The sequence below is a fragment of the Halovulum sp. GXIMD14793 genome (assembly GCF_054457435.1).
The window spans coordinates 1-19759 of record NZ_JBTLNE010000026.1 but is presented as its reverse complement, the minus strand read 5'-3'; the positions used below and the strand labels follow the sequence as shown (position 1 = coordinate 19759).

Annotated in this window: 17 protein-coding genes; 8 read left to right on the top strand and 9 right to left on the bottom strand. The window is 57.7% G+C overall.

The features are described from left to right. Positions 1–171: 171 nt before the first annotated feature. Together ACW9UQ_RS09210 and ACW9UQ_RS09205 are read right to left on the bottom strand one after the other, a co-directional pair. The gene (locus tag ACW9UQ_RS09210; RefSeq protein ID WP_458930727.1) at positions 172–969 is read right to left on the bottom strand and encodes a metallophosphoesterase; all 798 of its coding nucleotides are present in this window, start codon (positions 967–969) and stop codon (positions 172–174) included. 155 nt (positions 970–1124) lie between these two features. After that, positions 1125–2258, bottom strand: coding sequence for an NAD(P)/FAD-dependent oxidoreductase (locus ACW9UQ_RS09205; RefSeq protein WP_458930726.1), 1134 nt, complete (start codon positions 2256–2258; stop codon positions 1125–1127). Positions 2259–2682: 424 nt separating this feature from the next. Here ACW9UQ_RS09205 and ACW9UQ_RS09200 point away from each other — a divergent pair, with 424 nt between their 5' ends. Then, positions 2683–2946, top strand: coding sequence for a hypothetical protein (locus ACW9UQ_RS09200; RefSeq protein WP_458930725.1), 264 nt, complete (start codon positions 2683–2685; stop codon positions 2944–2946). Positions 2947–2951: 5 nt separating this feature from the next. Here ACW9UQ_RS09200 and ACW9UQ_RS09195 read toward each other — a convergent pair whose 3' ends face one another. The 4 genes from ACW9UQ_RS09195 to ACW9UQ_RS09180 form a co-directional block, all read right to left on the bottom strand. Further along, a complete protein-coding gene (locus tag ACW9UQ_RS09195) occupies positions 2952–4283 on the bottom strand; it encodes a sensor histidine kinase (protein WP_458930724.1) in 1332 nt (443 codons plus the stop codon). Then, positions 4280–4939 carry a response regulator gene (locus ACW9UQ_RS09190; RefSeq protein WP_458930723.1) on the bottom strand — a complete coding sequence of 220 codons (660 nt, stop codon included), beginning with the start codon at positions 4937–4939 and terminating at the stop codon, positions 4280–4282. The genes ACW9UQ_RS09195 and ACW9UQ_RS09190 overlap by 4 nt, the downstream gene beginning before the upstream one ends. Positions 4940–5037: 98 nt before the next feature. After that, on the bottom strand, positions 5038–5640 hold the full coding sequence (locus ACW9UQ_RS09185) for a PepSY domain-containing protein (protein ID WP_458930722.1): 603 nt from the start codon (positions 5638–5640) through the stop codon (positions 5038–5040). A gap of 388 nt (positions 5641–6028) precedes the next feature. Continuing rightward, positions 6029–7546: a hypothetical protein gene (locus tag ACW9UQ_RS09180; RefSeq protein ID WP_458930721.1), complete on the bottom strand. Its 1518-nt coding sequence runs from the start codon at positions 7544–7546 to the stop codon at positions 6029–6031. Positions 7547–7685: 139 nt separating this feature from the next. On the opposite strand from ACW9UQ_RS09180, the gene guaB reads away from it, so the two are divergent. The 3 genes from guaB to ACW9UQ_RS09165 all read left to right on the top strand — a co-directional run bounded on the left by guaB (position 7686) and on the right by ACW9UQ_RS09165 (position 12780). Beyond that, on the top strand, positions 7686–9137 hold the full coding sequence (gene guaB / locus ACW9UQ_RS09175; protein ID WP_458930720.1) for an IMP dehydrogenase: 1452 nt from the start codon (positions 7686–7688) through the stop codon (positions 9135–9137). Positions 9138–9198: 61 nt separating this feature from the next. Beyond that, complete coding sequence (locus ACW9UQ_RS09170; protein WP_458930719.1) at positions 9199–10386, top strand: RsmB/NOP family class I SAM-dependent RNA methyltransferase; 1188 nt, start codon at positions 9199–9201, stop codon at positions 10384–10386. Positions 10387–10479: 93 nt separating this feature from the next. After that, the gene (locus ACW9UQ_RS09165; RefSeq protein WP_458930718.1) at positions 10480–12780 is read left to right on the top strand and encodes a hybrid sensor histidine kinase/response regulator; all 2301 of its coding nucleotides are present in this window, start codon (positions 10480–10482) and stop codon (positions 12778–12780) included. Positions 12781–12852: 72 nt separating this feature from the next. On the opposite strand, the gene ACW9UQ_RS09160 is transcribed toward ACW9UQ_RS09165, so the two are convergent. Beyond that, positions 12853–13464 carry a hypothetical protein gene (locus tag ACW9UQ_RS09160; protein ID WP_458930717.1) on the bottom strand — a complete coding sequence of 204 codons (612 nt, stop codon included), beginning with the start codon at positions 13462–13464 and terminating at the stop codon, positions 12853–12855. Positions 13465–13669: 205 nt separating this feature from the next. On the opposite strand from ACW9UQ_RS09160, the gene recA reads away from it, so the two are divergent. Next, on the top strand, positions 13670–14737 hold the full coding sequence (gene recA, locus ACW9UQ_RS09155) for a recombinase RecA (protein ID WP_458930716.1): 1068 nt from the start codon (positions 13670–13672) through the stop codon (positions 14735–14737). A 60-nt stretch (positions 14738–14797) separates the two neighbouring features. Here recA and ACW9UQ_RS09150 read toward each other — a convergent pair whose 3' ends face one another. Continuing rightward, entirely contained in the window at positions 14798–15169 is a 372-nt protein-coding gene (locus tag ACW9UQ_RS09150; RefSeq protein WP_458930715.1) for a hypothetical protein, read from the bottom strand. 161 nt (positions 15170–15330) lie between these two features. Here ACW9UQ_RS09150 and alaS point away from each other — a divergent pair, with 161 nt between their 5' ends. The 3 genes from alaS to ACW9UQ_RS09135 are packed head-to-tail and all read left to right on the top strand — an operon-like array spanning position 15331 to position 18569. Then, the gene (gene alaS, locus ACW9UQ_RS09145; protein WP_458930714.1) at positions 15331–17985 is read left to right on the top strand and encodes an alanine--tRNA ligase; all 2655 of its coding nucleotides are present in this window, start codon (positions 15331–15333) and stop codon (positions 17983–17985) included. Further along, the gene (locus ACW9UQ_RS09140; protein WP_458930713.1) at positions 17986–18270 is read left to right on the top strand and encodes a DUF1330 domain-containing protein; all 285 of its coding nucleotides are present in this window, start codon (positions 17986–17988) and stop codon (positions 18268–18270) included. Between the two features lie 11 nt (positions 18271–18281). Continuing rightward, complete coding sequence (locus ACW9UQ_RS09135; protein WP_458930712.1) at positions 18282–18569, top strand: DUF1330 domain-containing protein; 288 nt, start codon at positions 18282–18284, stop codon at positions 18567–18569. Positions 18570–18606: 37 nt separating this feature from the next. Here the strand turns inward: ACW9UQ_RS09135 and ACW9UQ_RS09130 are convergent, their stop codons facing one another. Further along, the gene (locus tag ACW9UQ_RS09130; RefSeq protein ID WP_458930711.1) at positions 18607–19398 is read right to left on the bottom strand and encodes a hypothetical protein; all 792 of its coding nucleotides are present in this window, start codon (positions 19396–19398) and stop codon (positions 18607–18609) included. Positions 19399–19759: the final 361 nt, after the last annotated feature.

Below are 19759 nucleotides of genomic sequence, written 5' to 3'. Positions count from 1 at the left end.
GCGTTTCTAACTGTCTGAAAACAATATTTCTTCAACCTTTGGGGGCAATTTTGGCCCGGTCGCACCACCGAACCGCAATTGCTCTGCTGACATAAAAAAGGCGCGAACAAAGCGCATCGCTTCAGTTCGCGCCATCCCGATCAGAGCCGGTGCACTTGTGCGCTGGTGACACTAACCAAGCACCGGGTTCGCGTCCAGGTAGTTATCGAAATGCACCAGCGTCTGTGCATCATCCCCAAGAACCACGGCCATTTGCGCAGGACCCCAAAGCCGATCTATCTTGCGCGCAGCATCCAAAGGTACGGTAACATTGTAATGGCCGCCGGACAGCGTGGTGAAGGGCACCCCATGCCACATCCCGGTCGACGTGTAATGCACATGCCCCGCAATCACCTGCCGAATGTCATCATGCGTTTTCAGCACCTCAAGAAATGCGTCTGGGTCGGCCAGACGTATGCGATCAACCATTGTGTGCAGCGGATTGGCGTGGTGGTGCAGGACTACGACCACCGGCCCGGTATGTTCAGCCAGCCGAGCGCGCAGCCAGTCCAACTGCTGCTGTGACAGGGCGCCACCATGGGTATGTTCTTCTGATTCAACGACACTATCCAGCAAGATGACGCGGTAGCCCTTGGTGTCGATCACCTTGTCGATGCACCCTGTCGCCACGTCCTGCATCGCCTGACCAAAGACCGACAAGAAGATATCCCGCTTGTCATGATTGCCGATGGTGATGTGGCAGGGGATCGAAAGCCGCTCGATCAGGCTTTGCAATCGCCGGTAAGGCGACACAGCACCTTCGTATCCAAGATCAGCCAGGTCACCAGCCAGAACACAGAAATCCGCATCGGCGTGATGGGCGTTGATCCAGTCAATCCCGGCTTCCAGTCGCGCAAAGGTGTCTAACCCATGCGAGGTTTGCCCCTCTTCCACCAAGTGCAAATCGCTGAGTACGAGAAATTTCAACATCGCCTGACCTCCAAGTCTTTGTCGAACTATGGGTCAGACCGCCGTTCCGAGGGCTATGATCTGATGAATTTCGCATAAAGTTTTTTTGAAGGGGTAGGGGTGGGACCCTAGATGCCGCATTCTTCGCGCGGGCGGTTCGCGCATCAGGTGTCTGCCTAAGCTTCGAAAACCGCCTCTAATGCCGGATCGCTCTGGCCAAAAGCCGCCTCTGCCGCAAGCCGCCCCAGTTCGTCCGAGCTTTTGGCCGCAGCGCCACAGCCGCCAATCGCAAGTGTCAGACGATCGCTTTGACGGTCAATATAGGGCAGGCCGGTCTTGGTGAAGGTAACGGCGCAGGGCGCATGGTGGGTGGCCGCGATGGAAAGGCCCGGGATCAGGTCTTCGACGGTTTGATGGTGGTGCGCTGCGACATCTGCATTGCCGCCGCTGCGAAACCAGTCGCTGATGTCATCGCCACTGCTTAACAGGGTGTCGCTCGGATCGCCGCCCAGCTTCAGAAAGGTGCGGCCATCGGGATAGCGGATCGGCGGAAGCATGTAGGGATCACGTCCGTCAGGCAGTCGCCAGATGGATGAGGGCATCCCTGAAAGGCGCGCGGCTTCTGGCGGATCAATCTCAAGAAAGGTGATGGTCCGGGCATATACTTGCAAAGCCAGCGGTTCCGGCAACAGCGTGTTGCCATAGGCTCCGGTCGCGACAATCACATGATCCGCTGCGATGTCACCCATCGCGGTGCGCACGCCTGTATCGGTTAGCGCCTCGGCCACCGCATCCACAATCCTGGCACCATGACGCCTAGCTGCCTCCGTCTGGGCGGCGACAAGGCGACGGGGACTGACATGACCAGCCTGTGTCGCCTCGTGAAACCCGACACTGCCTGGGTCAAAGCGAAAGTAGGGAAAGCGTTGCGACAATTCAGTCGGGTCCAGTCGGGTCGCATCGACGTGTTTATTGATCTCAGCCACCCCGGCTATATAGGGGCAATCCTCCGACGCTATGATCAGCGCGCCACATTCGGTGAAAAAGTGGATGCCGCTTTCGGCCTCAATTTGTGCATAGCGCTGGATTGCAGCCTCACCGACCTTGCTCCAGAACGGATGAGCATCCAATCGACGTGTGATCCGTCCCTCGTCATAATGGCTGGCAAAGACGCCGGTGTGTTGCCGGAAATTATGCGGCTCAGACGGGCCGATCAGGATGGTTTCATGGCCTGCTTTGGCCAGGTGCCGTGCGGCGGCGCTGCCGATCAGACCGCGCCCGATGACGGCAATTGTGGCGGATTTTGACATGGAAGAATCGCTTTTCAGTCATAACAAACGGTGTGTTTCGGGGTGACCTTATGTGTAAAAGACCCTTTGGAAACACTGACTGTTGGGAACTGTATTTTCAAGCTTGGGACAAGAAAAATTGCTCAAGAAGTGTGTGTGGTCATTATTTTGCAATTTTAGGTTGTATTTGTGCGCTTGCACCTAAACCTTTAACTGGTTCCATATAATAAGAATTTACCAGGTTAGGACGCCTGGTTTGATTAATGGCAGGCGATCTACCGACAGAAGCACTAAATCTATAGTGGTATTAGCCTTCCTGTAACCTTTTTGACAAATTTACCAACTCACTTAAAGAAGCATCCTTAGTAACATTTGTGTTCATTTTGCATTCATGTATTCTATGGCAAAAGGGTGGCAGACACGACGACGGTAGGGAGTGCGTAGAGTGTTTTCCGGTTTCATGGATTTTTCTTCACTTGCCTTGGTGATCTTTATTCTCGCGTCCGCAGCTGGGGCGTTGGGAATGACTCGCGCTGCGGTGGTGGGGTTCGCCTTCACCTTTGTTGCAACCGCCGTCAGCGTTTTTGCCGATAAGCCTGCAGGAACAAACATGGCCGGCTTTGACGGTGAGATTGATCCATCCTCGATCACCTTTGCCAGCGCGGCAGAGCTTTCCCCTGAAGTTGTGTTCGCAGAAACCGAAGACTAAGTCTCTCAGATTTTTCCACCGGGCAGCGTGACGACAACGCGCAGCCCGGTCAGGTCTTCAGCCTTTGCTAGTTTTACTTCGCCGCCATAGGCTGCGGCCAGGTCTGATACGATAGATAGTCCCAGCCCAGTACCTGGCACGGATGTGTCCAATCTCTTACCCTCTGATAGCACATCATTATAGTTCTCAGGGGGGATGCCTGGGCCGTCATCCTCTACCAGTATCTCGACTTCGCCAGCGCGCGACGATCTGGCGGTGATCCGGATCAGCGAGTCCGCCCATTTTATTGCATTCTCGGTCAGGTTTCCAAGCGCCTCCTCAAAATCCTGACGGTCCATGCGAATATGCAGGCTGTCATCAACCCGGGACGATAGAATAATCTCCTCGCGTTCCGCGATCGGACCCACAGCCCGCAGGATCCGCTCTACCGAATACGCGATGTGGCTGGTTGGGGTGACCTGTCCCGAAGATGTCGAAGATCGGATGCGCGCCAGTGATCGTGTGATCTGGGCGTCGATGCGCGCCAAAGCCTCTTGGGCTCTTGCAACATCGGTGCCTTTCGCATCCAGGCTGTCAATCTCATTGCGCAGGATCGCCGAGGGGGTGTTCAGTGCATGGGCCAAATCAGCGGCCTGACGGCGAGCGCGGTCAACGATTGAAGTGTTGCGATCCAGCAGATCATTCAATTGATCGACCAGCGGGGCGACTTCGGCTGGATAATCGCCAGACCGCATACGATCGCCTTTCTCCCAACTGTCGGAGACATCCCTTTGCAGTCGGGCCAACGGTCGCAGTCCATAATTGACCAAGCTGCCCGCAATCAGCGCGGCGAGCCCCGTCAGAACAGCAAAGGCGATCAACATACGCGACTTGATCACCGCCCGATCCGTAAGCAACGGAGAAAGCGTCTCAGCCACTGTCAGATGCCAGTTGGGGCCGTTCTCAAAAACCACGTTCCGGCTGAGGGCGCGCAAGCGGTCTGTTCCTGCGAAGTCTACCTCCCAAGCGCTATCTGCCTTCGGCGGATCCAGCGTTGCATCGAACAAGGAGCGGGAGGTTACAATCTGCCCGTCAGGCGTTTTGATCTGCCAGTAATGGCCTGAATAGGGCCGGGCATAGGCCGGATGGGTCAGCAGGGTTTCAAGCTGAGACGGGTCACCTTGCGCCCGTTCCACGGCATTGGTCAGATGCAGAAGAAAATCGTTCAGATCATCATCGAAATGCCGAACCGCCTGCGCATCGACAAAGCGCAACACGATCAGCCCGCCCAGTGCAATCACTGCTGCTGCCCAGAGAACACCGCCTAGAATGACCTGGCGGCGCAATGAACCGCTCATGGCGTATCAACCCGATAGCCCCGACCGCGTTCCGTTTTGATGACATCTGGTCCCAGTTTCTTGCGCAGCCGGTTGATAAAGACGGCGATGGTGTTGGAATCCCGGTCGCCATCATAGCCATAGATATGTTCTGATAATTCGGTGCGCGAGATCATCCGCCCGGCATTGTGGACAAGGTAGGAAATCACCATCACCTCCTGTGCTGTCAGGGTGACTGCGGTTCCGTTGATGGTTGCACGCCCGGTGCGGGTGTCAAAGCTGAAATCGTCTGAGGTGAAAACCGGATTGCTTTGCCCGGTTTTACGCCGCAACAGGGCGCGCAGCCGGGCGCTGAGTTCTTCCATATGAAACGGCTTGGCCAGATAGTCATCTGCGCCCGCATCCAGGCCATCGACCCGATCAGACCAGCTTCCGCGTGCGGTCAGGATAAGGACGGGTGCATCCATGCCTTTCTGGCGCCACGTTTTAAGAACCGTCAGCCCATCTATCTTAGGCAGGCCGAGATCCAGGATAATCGCATCATAGGGTTCTGTTTCCCCTAGAAATTCAGCCTCTTCGCCGTCACCTGCGATGTCGACGGCACGGCCTTCGGCTTTTAATGCGCTGGAAATCTGATCTTGTAGGGTTGGTTCGTCTTCGACCAGAAGAACTCTCATGTGCTGCAATTCCCGAATATGAAGTCATCGCCTTTTGCGCCGCGCGCGGTCAGCATAGGAGAATTGTCCGCGGGTTCAAAAATAGATTTGATCAGAGCCTATTTGCGGCCGCCACCGTTTCCACCGCCATTGCCATTTCCACCGGAATTGCCGCCCCCGTTTCCGCCGCCATTGCCATTTCCACCAGAATTATCGCCACCATTACCATTCCCACTGCCGTTCCCGCCGGCATTGCCGCCGCCGTTCCCGTTACCACCGGAATTACCACTGCCATTACCGCCGCCATTTCCATTGCTGTTGGAATTGCCCTTGCCCGAACCGTTTCTGTTGCGGGGAACGTGGTTTGGGCCTCCGGATTTGCGCGATTGCGTGGCGGCAGCGCGGACCGCCTTGGCGGCATCTGAACTGGCCGAAACAAGGTTGCCAGTGCGTGCATCCACCACCACGCTGACCACCTTGCCATCATTACGCATCATCAGAACCTGATAATAAACGCCGCGTGCGGCGAAAGCGCGAACATCAAGCGCTTTGCCGGATACGACACGATTTGCCGAGGCCATTGCTGTGCTGACTTTGATCAGCTGACCTGCCTGAACCGCGTTGCGTAGATCAGTATGGTTCAGCTCGCGCAGTCCCTGCGCCGGAACTGATCCGGCGGTCAGCAGCCCGAGGGCGAATGTATAAAGAATGACTTTACGCATGGCCCGAAAGCTATGCGGGGCGTGGTGAACGTAGCATGAACGACATGTTACGCGTCCGTTCAACTTACTTGAGCCATTGTTCTCAGGACGAATCAATTGGAGGGCGCTGAAGACTTTTTCGGTAACCGCTCAAAGGGAAGTTTCTGATCGCTGCAGTGTTTTGGCGCGTATTGCCAAAAACTGTTGATCTGACGGCGCTGAAAGCCGGTCACACCTGAGCTTGATGCCCAATTCCCGGCCCTTCGTAGTTTACGTATTGAGTAATTGTTTTCCCATTGCGCCAATCCTATGCAACCAGGATGCGCACAATCCGCCCGGTCGTTCCCCCCGACGGCCGGGCGGATGCTTTTTGTATCATCGACATATCAGCCAGTCCAGATTGTGAAGGTCAGTTCCATTCCAGCTTGACCCGTGCCGGAAGCGTTTGGGTTAGCTGCTCCACCGCTGCACGAATAGGTGGAAGCGACTTCTGGCTGGTCGCAAACACGGAAACCGTCGCGCGCCCTGCGGTCACAGCTGAACTGGTCATCCGCGCCACACGGGTCCAGTCATCAGGAACTGTGCGGAACACATCCTCATAGACCATCACCAGCCCGATATCATGGCGCGTGATCAAGTCAGACAATTGCGCCGGCGTCAGCACATAGGTGTCAGCCCGCATCCTGCGGACCTCTTCTGAAGCCAAACCCCACAGGTCAAGCACGGTGTTGTCATTATGATAGGCGACCCAACCGATATCGTGCACAGCGACGTCACCGTCATAAAGGCGCGCGGCAAGCTCATGCATCTGTACATGCTGGTCAAAGATGTTCTGACTGCCCGGCGGTGTTTTCCAAGTCGCTTTTGCGTAGGGTTTGGCGACAAAAACCAGTCCAACGGCCAGCACCATTGCAATAAGCGGACGGCCAAGCACCGAACGACAAAGCCATAGTAGGCCAATCAGTCCAATGGCGAGGGCATAGACCTCATACCGCGCAAACGCCCCGATATGGCCCGCCACTGCATGCCCCAGAAGGCAGGCCACAGCTGTCGCCATAACCGGCAAATCCGACCGCCGCCGCCCGAACGCGGACCACGCCAAGGGGAGGATCGAGGCGAGGATCAGCAGCATTGTGCCCTGCATTGAGCGCAAGGTGCTGTCCAGCCCCTGAATGATCCGGTCTGCCAGACCCGAGCCTGCGCTTGCTGCAACCGCATCCGGCATGGCAACCTTCACCATGACGGAGGAGGGAAGGATCGGCAGTCCCATGGCGTGCATCGTCAGCCCATAGATCACCAATGCTGCTACAATCCCCGCAACCTGCAGCAAGGCTGCACGGCGGTGACCCAGAAAAACCTCCACCAGAATGATCATGCCAGCCAGGCCGATACCTTCAAACCGGATCAGCGGCAACAGGATCACGATCAGGGTCAGCCCCATGCCGGGCGCGCTGCCTTGCGTCATTCGGATCAGCCCCAGCATCGCCAGCATTGAGAGCATGACATGAAGGCTGTGCTCGATCCCGGTCATCGGAAGGGCGAAGGCGCTGATGACAAAAAGGGCAAGGATCGCGATCACCCAGCGCCATGCATTATCCGGCACAACCGTTTCCAGCAGTTGCCCAAGGGCGATAACGCTGATCCCGGCGGCCGGTGCGGTGATCAGGATAGGGCCAATCTCGCCCAACCCGATTGCCTGGGTCAGTGCGACAAGAAACGGAAACAGTACTGAGGAGGAGGCCGAGGACGGCTCGCCCAGATTGATGCCATAGGTCCCGCGCAGGATATTCTCAGCCGTGGCAAGATGTATGTAGGGATCATCCAACGGAAAAATCAGCCGCCCGCCGGTCATCCAAAGGATCGCCCCGGTCAGCGCGATGAACCCTGCCAGCCAGACAGAGAATAGTCCTGTGGTAAAGCGTCCCATCCCGTCTTTCCGCTACGTTTTGTTCTGCAGATCAGAAACCGGCCCTCATGGCAACCGCAGAACGGCGTTAACCCTTCCCTTTTGCGCATGGCCATGAAATAGAGAGGCGCCAATACCCGAGTCCGGCAAGGAGTATGCAATGGAGATTCGTGAGGCGCTGACTTTCGACGATGTTCTGCTTGTGCCCGCTGCGTCCGAGGTTCTGCCCGCAACGGCGGATACACGCACATGGTTGACCAAGAGCATTTCCATGAACATCCCCCTGGTCAGTTCGGCCATGGATACGGTGACCGAGGATAAGATGGCCATCGCCATGGCTCAGGTCGGCGGTATCGGGGTGCTGCACCGAAACCTGACCGAGCAGGAACAGGCCGATCATGTGCGTCGGGTGAAACGCTTTGAAAGCGGTGTGGTCTACAATCCGATCACCCTGACCCCGGATCAGACCCTTGCCGATGCCAAACGATTGCAGGAGCAATACAAGATCACCGGCTTTCCAGTGGTTCAGGACGGCCGTGTTGTCGGTATCGTCACCAACCGCGATATGCGCTTTGCCACGGACGAGGCGACACCGGTGCGGGTCATGATGACCTCGGACAATCTTGCGATGCTGCGCGAACCTGCGGATCTGTCCGAGGCACGCTCTCTCATGGCGGCGCGGCGGATCGAGAAGCTTTTGGTGGTGGATGAAAACGGCGCTTTGACCGGTTTGCTGACGATCAAGGATATCGAACAGGCGGTGCTGAACCCCCAGGCCTGCAAGGATGAACTGGGCCGTTTGCGCGTGGCGGCCGCCTCCACCGTTGGGGATGCAGGTTTTGCCCGGTCAGAGGCTTTGGTTGATGCAGGCGTGGATGTGATCGTTATCGACACCGCGCATGGTCATTCTGCATCCGTGGGCGAGGCGGTGCGCCGGATCAAAGCGACCTCCAATGATGTGCAGGTGATCGCTGGCAATGTCGCAACAGCCGAGGCAACGCGCGCGCTGATTGATGCGGGCGCGGATGCGGTCAAGGTCGGGATCGGCCCCGGCTCCATCTGTACCACCCGGATTGTTGCGGGCGTTGGTGTCCCGCAACTGACCGCCATTGCCGATTGCGCGGCAGAGGCCGCAAAGGACGGATATCCGGTCATTGCCGATGGCGGCATCAAGTTTTCCGGCGATTTTGCAAAGGCGATTGCGGCGGGCGCGGCCTCGGCCATGGTTGGGTCGATGTTGGCAGGCACAGATGAGGCCCCGGGTGAGGTGATCCTGTATCAAGGGCGCAGCTTCAAGGCGTATCGCGGCATGGGCTCGGTTGGTGCTATGGCGCGGGGGTCAGCTGATCGGTATTTCCAGAAAGAGATCAGCAATGAAAAGCTTGTTCCGGAAGGGATCGAAGGACAGGTTCCCTATAAGGGCAATGCGTCCGCCGTGCTGCACCAGCTGGTCGGCGGGCTGCGTGCCGCAATGGGATATACCGGATCAGCTACAATTGATGACATGCACAAGAAGGCCAGTTTCGTAAAGATCACGGGTGCGGGACTAAAAGAAAGCCATGTGCATGACGTGCAGATCACCCGCGAAAGCCCGAATTACCGCATCGGATAATGGGTATGCGGCGTGACAATCTAAGGACACCACAGGGATGGTGTGACATGGGACAGTATCGGTGACCCCCTCCGCCCGACTGGCAGCAGCGATTGGCTTGCTGGATAGCATCGTTGCTGGCGACCCGGCTGAGCGAGCGCTGACCCGCTGGGCCCGGGGTGCGCGCTATGCCGGGTCAAAGGATCGGGCGGCGGTGCGCGACATTGTCTTTGATGTATTGCGGCGACGTCGGTCTTATTTGTGGCTGTCCGGGCAGACGGACGAAAGCGGGCGCGCGCTGGTTATCGGCCATTGTCTGGCGACCGGTCATGATCTGGCCGAGGCATTTGATGGATCGGGCCATGGACCTGCGGTGCTGTCTTCGGCAGAGCAGACAACCCTGCGGCCTGAGCTTTCACAGGCCTCGCGGGCTGTGGCGCTGGATTATCCTGATTTTCTGGATGTCGAACTGCACCGTTCCCTGGGCGACAATCTGCAAAGCAGCATGGCTGCCTTGCGCAACCGGGCGACCGTTGATCTGCGTGCCAATCTGCTGAAGTCCGATCCGCAGGCGGCTCAGGCGGCGCTGGCCCGGGAGGATATTCTGACGGAATGTGTCGCGCCGCTGCAAACGGCTTTGCGTGTTACGACCAATGAACGCCGTGTTGCGGGCAGTTCCGCTTATCGCGACGGGCTGGTGGATTTGCAGGATGCCGCCAGTCAGGATGTCGCTCTGTTGGCGGGTGCGGCGCCTGACATGACTGTGCTGGATTATTGTGCTGGCGGTGGCGGCAAGACACTGGCCATGGCCGCAACCATGCAGGGCCGGGGGCGACTGGTGGCTCATGATGTCCGTCCGCAGCGGATGAAGGATATCCCCAGCCGGACCAAACGCGCGAGCGCGCGGATTGAGCTTATGCAGACCGATGCGCTTGCAGCACTTAAGCAAAGCTGCGATCTGGTGCTGGTCGACGCCCCATGTTCCGGCACAGGTGCATGGCGTCGCAATCCGGATGCAAAATGGCGCCTGACCGAGGCACGCCTGCGCACGCTGTGCCAGTTGCAGGGCGAAATTCTTGATCAGGCGCGACAGTATGTGCGGCCGGGCGGGCGGCTGGTTTATGCGACCTGCTCCATCCTGCGTTGCGAGAATGCAGATGTCGCCGAGGCGTTTGCGCACCGCCATCCAACCCTGACCATGCGCCGTCAGAAGGAATTGCAGATCGCTGACGCCGGGGATGGCTTCTACTTTGTGGAGTTTTCTGTTTAATAGATCACGTAAAGCGTGTATTCGTTGTGGTTCAGGGCATATTAACCCTTTGACCGCAGGGTGCCCTAGCTTGCACCGAGTATACGGAGTCTCATGTTTGCCAAAGGTGACTTGCGCCTGAGACAGGGCGTCTGGGTTGGATTTGCGGCGGCGTCCATTGGCGGTCTTGCTGCAGTGTTAAGCCTGACATTTTCGGGAACTTCCGGTGGATGGAGCCTTGGGGCCGTGCTGATCGGCTTTGGTGTTGCAGTGTTTGTCTGGCTGGTCTTTCAAGCCCTTCAACTGACCGCCCGTATCCGCGCGTTTCGCGATCTTTTTGACGAGTCGCCACATCCCGCGTTTCTTATCAACCTCAACGGCTCTGTGATCGGGCGCAATATTACCGCTTGGCGGATGTGCGGCGATGCGGTGACGCTTGAGACCTGTCTTCACAACACGCTGATCAACTCTGCTGAGGTGATTTACCAATTGGGGCGCGATGCGCGGCAGCAGCACCACGCGCAGACGGATGTTATCTGGGGTGGGGCACCCGCGATGCTGGATGCGCGCAATGTGTCCAGCAATTTGCAGATATGGCAGATATTGCCGCCGCGCAGTGCCCCGACAGCGGTGACCGATATCGTCTCGGAAATGGCGCGGCTGCTGGTTGATAAGGCCGGACGCATTCTGTCGATGAACGACGCCGCCCGCGCGATTGTTCCGGCGACCGCGCTGACGTTGAACGATGTGATCGAAAATGGCCCGCTGCGCCCCAATGGGGTGCATAAAATCGTCGGGCGTAAAAATCAGCCCTACAGGATTTCCCAATACGAAGCGCAGCAGGGCCAGACGCATGTACTGCTGCTGCCGTGTGGCAATACCGATATCAGCGATGCTTTGCCCGATCATCTGCTGGAGGATTTGCCGGTTTCGCTGGCGCGTCTCGAAAAGGACGGAACGCTGAACTATATCAATGCGGCGGCCCGCGCGCTGCTGGGAACGGATGCGCGTGTTGGGGCAAATCTCTGCGATCTGGTCGAAGGTCTGGGCCGTCCGCTTAGGGATCGGCTGCGGGAAACTGCCGCGGGGCGGTCTTTGGGCCGGTCAGAAGTGGCGCGCTGCACCCGTGACGGATCGGATGTGTTCCTGCAGGTCACGATGACCCGGATGGTCTCGGACGGGGATGCGAAGGTGTTGGCGGTGTTAAGCGATGCGACAGAGCTGAAGACGCTGGAGGCACAGTTCGTCCAAAGCCAGAAGATGCAGGCCGTCGGGCAGTTGGCTGGCGGGATCGCGCATGATTTTAACAACCTTCTGACCGCAATCACCGGGCATTGTGATCTGTTGCTGTTGCGGCGTCAGGCGGGCGATGGGGATCATGCCGACCTGACGCAGATCCGTCAGAACGCCAACCGCGCTGCGGGGTTGGTGCGCCAGTTGCTGGCGTTCTCGCGCAAGCAGACTCTGCAGCCGCATGTCCTGCATCTGTTCGACACAATCGCTGAATTGGCCCATCTTCTGGACCGGCTGTTGGGTGAAAAGGTCACCCTCAACGTCACCAACCGCGAGGATATCTGGCCGGTCCGTGTCGATGAACGGCAATTGGAACAGGTTGTCGTTAATCTAGTGGTCAACGCCCGCGACGCCATGCCCGATGGCGGTGAGGTTAATCTGCAAACCCGCAATCTGGAACTTGACCACGACTTTGAACGTGATCGCGCCACGATCCCTGCAGGCCGTTACTCGATGATTGAGGTTCAGGACACGGGCAACGGTATCCCGCGCGACAAGATCAACAAGATTTTTGAGCCGTTCTACACAACCAAACGGGTCGGGGAGGGCACCGGCCTGGGCCTGTCCACCGCCTATGGCATTGTCAAACAAACCGGCGGATTCATCTTTGTCGACAGCGAGGTGGGGGCGGGCACCACCTTTACCATCTATCTTCCGGTACATGAGGCCGAGGATGGCACGGTCGTCGCCGCAGAAACAGAGCGTAAGGTCGAGGAGGACAAGGGTTATCATGACCTGACCGGCCGCGGCACCATTCTGCTGGTGGAGGATGAGGCGCCGGTCCGGTCCTTTGCCGTTCGCGCCCTGCAAATGCGCGGCTATTCCGTGCTTGAGGCCGATAGCGGTGAGGCGGCGCTGGCTTTGCTGGAAGACAAGGATACCCATGTTGATCTGTTCGTGTCGGACGTGGTGATGCCGGGTATGAACGGCCCCAGCTGGGTCCGTCAGGCCATCGTCACCCGGCCCGATGTCTCAACCATTTTCATGTCCGGCTATGCCGAGGATGCGTTCGCTGATGGCAATGCTCAGATCCCTAATTCCAGCTTTCTGGCAAAACCGTTCTCCCTGACAGACCTGACGGCCCGGGTGCGTAAGCATATGGACCAGCACGCCAATCTATGAACACAACGCGCGTGCAGCATGGGTGCTGCGGTCTATCCCATCAGCCAAAGCGAGAAGCTGTTGTAGGACGAGCTACCCGGTTGCCTCGTGTCCCGCTGTTCCCCCATGCCAAATCTCGAAATCCTGCGGCTGCGTCGTTTCCAGCCGCCAAACCGTTGAGGGCGCAATCGCGGCCTCGCGGCTGGGGGAGACGTTGTAGCGCTCCACGAACAGGGTGTAGCCGAGACGCGCTTCCCAGAATGCGCGCAGGCGGTGGATTTCTTCATATCGAAACATGTGATCGACCAGCATGTCGCCTTCATCCGAAGTAAGAAACTTCGCCTGCGACCAGAAATCCGAGAATGCCGGTTCCCCATCCAGATACAGATGCACGAACTTATCGAAACTCACCTCGCCGGTATAGCCGTCGCTATTGGCAAAGCGCGGGCCACTGCGATAGCGCCACCAGCTTTCCAGCCAGCTTAGCGGATAGCGGATCACCGCCGTGGTCTCGATTCCCTTGATCCCCACAGTATTGAGATAGGGCACGATCACCTCGTGATAGCGGCGTGCCGTCATGTGCGACACCGTGGCGGACCCGGAAAAGATGATATGCGCCTCGTGCTTTAGCGCATTCTCAAACGCGGTAGAGCCGCATTTGGTCATCGCCAGATAAGCAAGCTTTGCCTCAAGATTGATGATCATGGGGTGTGTGACACCCTTTCTGTTCGCTTTTCGCCAATACTAGCGTTGGTTTTACCCTTCTTTAAAGCAAACTGCTCTAGGCTGGCACAGTTAATATTTTAGTTGCAATGTTCTGTTTTTGATCGCATGTTATGAAGAGAACAAGAGCAGAACATAGCAATGATTGCCGACCAAGGCGAGTTGTGAAATAAACAGGAGCACACCAATGGCAGCCCCCCTTCTGGATTTGAGCGAAAGACGCGGTATGGACAAAGAAAAGGCGCTGGAATCAGCCCTCAGCCAGATTGAGCGGAGCTTCGGCAAAGGCTCGATCATGCGGCTGGGTCAGGACAACCCGGTGCAGGATATCGAGGCGACCTCGACCGGCTCGATCGGTCTGGATATCTCGCTGGGGATCGGTGGCCTTCCCAAGGGCCGTATCATCGAGGTCTATGGCCCCGAAAGCTCGGGCAAGACCACGCTGGCGCTGCATGTGATCGCCGAAGAACAGAAAAAGGGCGGCATCTGCGCCTTTGTTGATGCGGAACACGCGCTGGACCCGACCTACGCGAAGAAGCTGGGCGTCAATCTGGATGACCTGCTGATCTCGCAGCCCGATGCGGGGGAACAGGCGCTGGAGATTACCGAGACGCTGGTGCGTTCCGGTGCTGTGTCGGTCGTTGTTGTCGACTCGGTCGCCGCACTGACGCCGAAATCCGAACTTGAAGGTGATATGGGCGACCATCAGGTCGGCGCACAGGCCCGTTTGATGAGCCAGGCCATGCGTAAGCTGACCGGCGCGATCAGCCGGTCAAACTGCATGGTGATCTTTATCAACCAGATCCGCATGAAGATCGGCGTGATGTTCGGTAGCCCCGAAACGACATCAGGCGGTAATGCGCTGAAATTCTACGCCTCAGTCCGGATGGATATCCGGCGCATCGGCTCCATCAAGGACCGGGATGAGGTTGTCGGCAACACCACCCGCGTCAAGATCGTCAAAAACAAGGTCGCCCCGCCGTTCAAGCAGGTGGAATTCGACATCATGTATGGCGAGGGGATTTCCAAGACCGGCGAACTGATCGATCTGGGCGTCAAAGCCGGTGTCGTTGAGAAGTCAGGGTCATGGTATTCGTTTGGCGATGAAAGGATCGGGCAGGGGCGAGAGAATGCCAAGACCTTCCTAAAGGATAACCCCGACACAGCGCTGATCATCGAGGATAAGATCAGAGCAGCCCACGGGCTGGATTTTGATCTGGCGGCCGGCGATGACGACGCGGTTCTGGACGACTAAAACGACCGACAGTTGATAAAGACAGCCGCAGCATCCCGCTGCGGCCGTTTTTGTTTCGACCTAAAGTTTCAAGACCCAGATCGTACAGCCACCACCTGCGCCGTAACAGGTGGGCTCAAAAAATGGTGAGTCTTTTCCGGGCATAACCAAGGCCATGTGAATTGGAACGCTGATGGCGGTTGTGCTGCGCGGTTTGCGGAACTCCTTACGAGCCAGTCTCTCAAGAGACTTCATATCGACCTTGCAAGATTTGCCCACACCACGCGGCGGTTGAATGCGGTTCACCTGCGCGATCTCTCCATTGCCAAGGCTTATCCGGTAGGCGGCGGGGTTGGCAGAAAGCTTTTCCTTAGTCAGAAATCTGTCTGCTGCTGCAGGTCCTGCCAGAATGATCCCGACAATGGTTGCAAATATGGTGACGGTGCGCTTCATGTTTCTTCCTTCTCGGTTCGGGCGCTTGCGGTCCTTCGCTGCGTTTGCATCCTTGGGTCGTGACAGGCGCAAGAAGCGTTCAAACAAACTCCTTAATAGACACTCCATGCGCTTACCGCTAAACGGAACTGATCTGAATTTTGCATCCGGACCGCACGCTTATGGCCAGCCTCAACGACATTCGCTCCACCTTTCGGGACTACTTCGCCAAGAACGGCCACGCGGTGGTCGACAGCTCGCCGCTTGTCCCCCGCAATGACCCGACATTGATGTTTACCAATTCGGGCATGGTGCAGTTCAAGAACGTGTTTACCGGGCTTGAACAGCGCGACTACGCCCGTGCGGTGACAGCGCAAAAATGTGTGCGGGCAGGTGGCAAGCATAACGATCTGGATAATGTCGGCTATACTGCGCGGCATATGACGTTTTTCGAGATGCTGGGGAATTTCAGCTTTGGCGATTACTTCAAGGACAACGCCATTCCCTATGCCTGGGAGCTGGTGACCAAAGAATTCGGCCTGGCGAAGGACAAGCTTTATGTGACTGTCTATCACACGGATGATCAGGCCGCCGAGATATGGAAAAAGGTCGGCGTTGCCGAGGATCATATCATCCGCATCGCCACCGACGATAATTTCTGGTCGATGGGGCCGACGGGCCCCTGTGGGCCGTGTTCGGAGATTTTTTATGATCACGGACCAGAGGTTTGGGGTGGCCCGCCAGGCAGCCCGGAAGAGGATGGCGACCGGTTCATTGAAATCTGGAACCTCGTTTTCATGCAGAATGAGCGGTTCGAAGATGGGCGGGAAGAGGACCTGCCCAAACCCTCCATCGATACCGGCATGGGGATCGAGCGGATGGGCGCGACCCTGATGGGCACCCATGACAGCTATGCCACCGATGTGATGCGAGAGCTGATTGAGGCGTCTGCCACAGCTACCGGCGTGGACCCGTTTGGACCTCAGAACGTGCATCACCGGGTGATCGCAGATCATCTACGCTCGACCTCGTTCCTGATTGCCGAAGGAGTGCTGCCCTCGAACGAAGGGCGGGGTTATGTGCTGCGCCGGATCATGCGCCGGGCGATGCGTCACGCACATCTGCTGGGGGCAGGGGATCCCACGATGTACAAGCTGGTGCCGACGCTGGTGCGCCAGATGGGGCAGGCTTATCCGGAGCTGTCGTGCGGGCAGGCCCTGATCGAGGAAACCCTGCTGGCGGAAGAGAAACGCTTTCAATCAACACTGGATCGCGGGCTGCGGCTGCTGTCGGATGAGGTTGAGAAGCTTTCCGATGGCAGCGACCTGCCAGGCAATGTGGCCTTCCGCTTGTATGACACATACGGCTTCCCGCTCGACCTGACGCAGGACGCGCTGCGCGAACAGGGACGCGGCGTGGATGTGGCCGGGTTCGACGCGGCGATGGCTGAACAGAAGGCTAAGGCGCGGGCGGCCTGGGCTGGCTCGGGCGAGACGGCGGATGAAAGTCTGTGGTTTGATATCGCGCAGGAGCAGGGGACGACCGAGTTTCTGGGCTATGATACTGAAACCGCCGAAGGCCAGATCGTAGCGATTGTCCGCGACGGTGCTGTGCAGGATCAGGCCAAAGATGGTGATGTGGTCGAGGTGATCCTGAACCAGACCCCGTTTTATGCCGAAAGCGGCGGGCAGGTCGGTGATACCGGCCTGTTGATCAGCGATACCGGCAAGGCCGAGATCACCGATTGCCGCAAAAAGGCCGGGCTGTTCGTACATTATGCGCGTGTCACTGAGGGCCATGTTGCGTCAGGCGATGCCGCCCGGCTGGATGTGGACCCCGCTCGTCGCACCGCGATCCGTACCAATCACTCGGCCACACATCTGTTGCACGAGGCCTTGCGCCGTGCGCTTGGCGATCATGTCGCGCAGCGCGGCTCGCTGAACGCGCCGGACCGTCTGCGCTTTGATTTTTCCCATACAAAGCCGATGATCCCTGCGGAACTCGCTGCGGTTGAAGCCGAGGTAAACGCCTATATCCGTCAGAACACGCCAGTTGATACCCGCATCATGACCCCGGATGAGGCGCAGAAGATCGGTGCCCGCGCCCTGTTTGGCGAGAAATACGGCGATGAGGTTCGGGTGGTGTCGATGGGCACGGCCAGTGGTTCGGGTATTGGCGTCAACGGCGATACCTATTCAATGGAACTCTGCGGTGGCACCCATGTGAAGCGGACCGGCGATATTGGCCTTTGTAAACTGGTCTCGGAAAGCGCGTCCTCTGCCGGGGTGCGCCGGATCGAGGCACTGACCGGATCGGGCGCGCTGGCCTTTGTTGAGGGGCAGGCGGATGCGGTGACCGCAGCCTCGGGCCTGCTGAAAGCCAAGGCCGAGGAACTGCCAGACCGCATCAAGGCGCTGATGGACGAGCGCAAATCGCTGCAGGCCGAGGTTGCTGACCTGCGCCGCCAACTGGCGATGTCCGGCGGGGCCAGTGAAGGGCCGGGGACGGAGGATATCGGCGGCGTGACCTTCCTTGGTCAGGTTTTGAAAGGCGTGTCCGGCAAGGACCTCCGCGGGCTGATTGACGAGCACAAGACCAATATCGGCTCTGGCATCGTTGTGCTGATCGCCGATGCTGACGGCAAGGCGGCGGTTGCCGCTGGGGTGACTGATGATCTGACGGACCGGTTCTCGGCCGTTGATCTGGTGCGCGCTGCAGCCGAGGCCATGGGCGGAAAGGGCGGCGGTGGCCGTCCTGATATGGCGCAGGGCGGCGGGGCTGATGCGTCAAAAGCCGAACAGGCCGTAGCCGCAGCGAAACGGGTGGTGGAGGGATAGATGGCCGCTTACATGATTGCCCGGATCGCGGTAACCGACCCGGACGAATACGCGATATATGCCAGCCAGACGGTCGCGCTTGCCGAAAAATTCGGCGGCACATTCCTTGTGAAGGGTGGCCCGATGACGCAGATCGAAGGCTCTGGACCGGACCGCTATGTCGTGGTTGAGTTCAAGGATCGCACGGCGGCTGAGGCTTGGTACAATTCCGATGAATATCAGGCCATTCTGCCGATTGCCCTTAACAACTCCACCCGCGACCTCGTCATCGTTGACGGGGTCTGAAAGGACAGATCATGCCCGCATTCTGGATTGCCCATGTCGATGTGACCGACGAGGAAAAATACGGCGACTACGTCAAAGTCGCCTCCACCGCCATTCCAGCCCATGGCGGTGAGTTTATTGCCCGTGGTGGTCGCTATCAGCAGATGGAAGGCAAGGATCACCCGCGCAATGTTGTGGCCCGCTTTCCCAGCTTTGAGGCGGCTCTGGCGTGTTACAACTCGCCCAAGTATCAGGCCGTTGTCGGGATTGCGAAAGACGCATCAGACCGGTCCATCGTGATCGTGGAATACGACGACTGATTTTGCCTATATGGGACTGACGGGCGTTTGGAGGAAACTATCGACCGTCCTCATCCACCATTTCGTCAATTTCATCCGCCGTCGGTTCCGGGCGGCGATGACGGAAGTATTCCTTCAGCAGCGACCACCGCATACTGAAACTGTTTTTCTGGGCGTGCAACTGCGCCACTGTCAGCCGCCGTTGCTTGACGACGGCTTTCGCCACCTTGTAATCAAAGCGTCGCTTACGCCGCAGATAGCTTTCGGGCAGACGGCGTTTGATCAGATCCCAAATCTTATAGAGCTGCATGAAGGCAAAGGCCCGGAACAGCAGCTTTTGGGCCGTCTTCCACAGCATCGTCCAGAGCGAACCCGATGCGGCAAGGATCCAGATTGGCAATTGAACAGAGACGATGATCAACCAGACGCTCATTGTGGTCATGGTCAGTACCAACATTGCGACCAGCACAGCAAGGGCCGAGACGATCTGCACGGATTTCGGCCAGCTTTTATAGGCCGTCATCATAGCCTCTTTGCGTCGCCGAAACCCGTCCAGAAAGCGCTGCAGAAATTCTGATATGCGCCGCTGCATTGTTGCGCCGACGATCAGCGGCAGAATGGATTTCAGGAACCAGCGCTTGACCAGCTCCACCTGCGCAAAATTCACCCCCTGCGCCTTCAGCCATACAATGATGCTTTTGAAGGTGACGGCCCCAGTCTTGGCAATCACAACCTTTAGCTGCGTCAGGATCAGCCCAAGCGCAGCCAGCACCTCGGCCCCGAAGGCATAGGACAGCGCTACGGAGACAGCGATCAGGGCAATCAGAACGGCAAGGGCGCGAAGAAACACTTAAGCTCTCGGGTCGGCGGGTTTGGGCTGTCTATGCTACGATTACAAGGCAGACAATGCCACCGGTCAACTTTGGTTCCGGTGCAGGGCAGGCGCAAAATATCATTTGTTTACGAAAAGTGGGGGATCGTGCCGATCTGTAGATCGGCTACTGGATTAACCAGTGTTGGTCACAGGTGCGATAAATGAACCAAATACCTAGGGCCTGTTAACACTATTGTCTATCGCTGAAATGTTCTAACTATATGTTATGAATGAGATAACAGAAAGCCACTACGCGCTGATCTGCCCCTACTTACCGGTTCAGCGCGGGAATGTGCGGGTTTCGAACCTGACCGTGATTAAAGCGTTTCGGGATAAA

What these genes read in the sequence shown, in the direction of transcription:
- ACW9UQ_RS09210 (WP_458930727.1), bottom strand. Translation starts at nt 969, where the DNA reads ATGTTGAAATTTCTCGTACTCAGCGATTTGCACTTGGTGGAAGAGGGG.
- ACW9UQ_RS09205 (WP_458930726.1), bottom strand. Translation starts at nt 2,258, where the DNA reads ATGTCAAAATCCGCCACAATTGCCGTCATCGGGCGCGGTCTGATCGGC.
- ACW9UQ_RS09195 (WP_458930724.1), bottom strand. Translation starts at nt 4,283, where the DNA reads ATGAGCGGTTCATTGCGCCGCCAGGTCATTCTAGGCGGTGTTCTCTGG.
- ACW9UQ_RS09190 (WP_458930723.1), bottom strand. Translation starts at nt 4,939, where the DNA reads ATGAGAGTTCTTCTGGTCGAAGACGAACCAACCCTACAAGATCAGATT.
- ACW9UQ_RS09185 (WP_458930722.1), bottom strand. Translation starts at nt 5,640, where the DNA reads ATGCGTAAAGTCATTCTTTATACATTCGCCCTCGGGCTGCTGACCGCC.
- ACW9UQ_RS09180 (WP_458930721.1), bottom strand. Translation starts at nt 7,546, where the DNA reads ATGGGACGCTTTACCACAGGACTATTCTCTGTCTGGCTGGCAGGGTTC.
- guaB (WP_458930720.1), top strand. Translation starts at nt 7,686, where the DNA reads ATGGAGATTCGTGAGGCGCTGACTTTCGACGATGTTCTGCTTGTGCCC.
- ACW9UQ_RS09165 (WP_458930718.1), top strand. Translation starts at nt 10,480, where the DNA reads ATGTTTGCCAAAGGTGACTTGCGCCTGAGACAGGGCGTCTGGGTTGGA.
- ACW9UQ_RS09160 (WP_458930717.1), bottom strand. Translation starts at nt 13,464, where the DNA reads ATGATCATCAATCTTGAGGCAAAGCTTGCTTATCTGGCGATGACCAAA.
- recA (WP_458930716.1), top strand. Translation starts at nt 13,670, where the DNA reads ATGGCAGCCCCCCTTCTGGATTTGAGCGAAAGACGCGGTATGGACAAA.
- ACW9UQ_RS09150 (WP_458930715.1), bottom strand. Translation starts at nt 15,169, where the DNA reads ATGAAGCGCACCGTCACCATATTTGCAACCATTGTCGGGATCATTCTG.
- alaS (WP_458930714.1), top strand. Translation starts at nt 15,331, where the DNA reads ATGGCCAGCCTCAACGACATTCGCTCCACCTTTCGGGACTACTTCGCC.
- ACW9UQ_RS09140 (WP_458930713.1), top strand. Translation starts at nt 17,986, where the DNA reads ATGGCCGCTTACATGATTGCCCGGATCGCGGTAACCGACCCGGACGAA.
- ACW9UQ_RS09135 (WP_458930712.1), top strand. Translation starts at nt 18,282, where the DNA reads ATGCCCGCATTCTGGATTGCCCATGTCGATGTGACCGACGAGGAAAAA.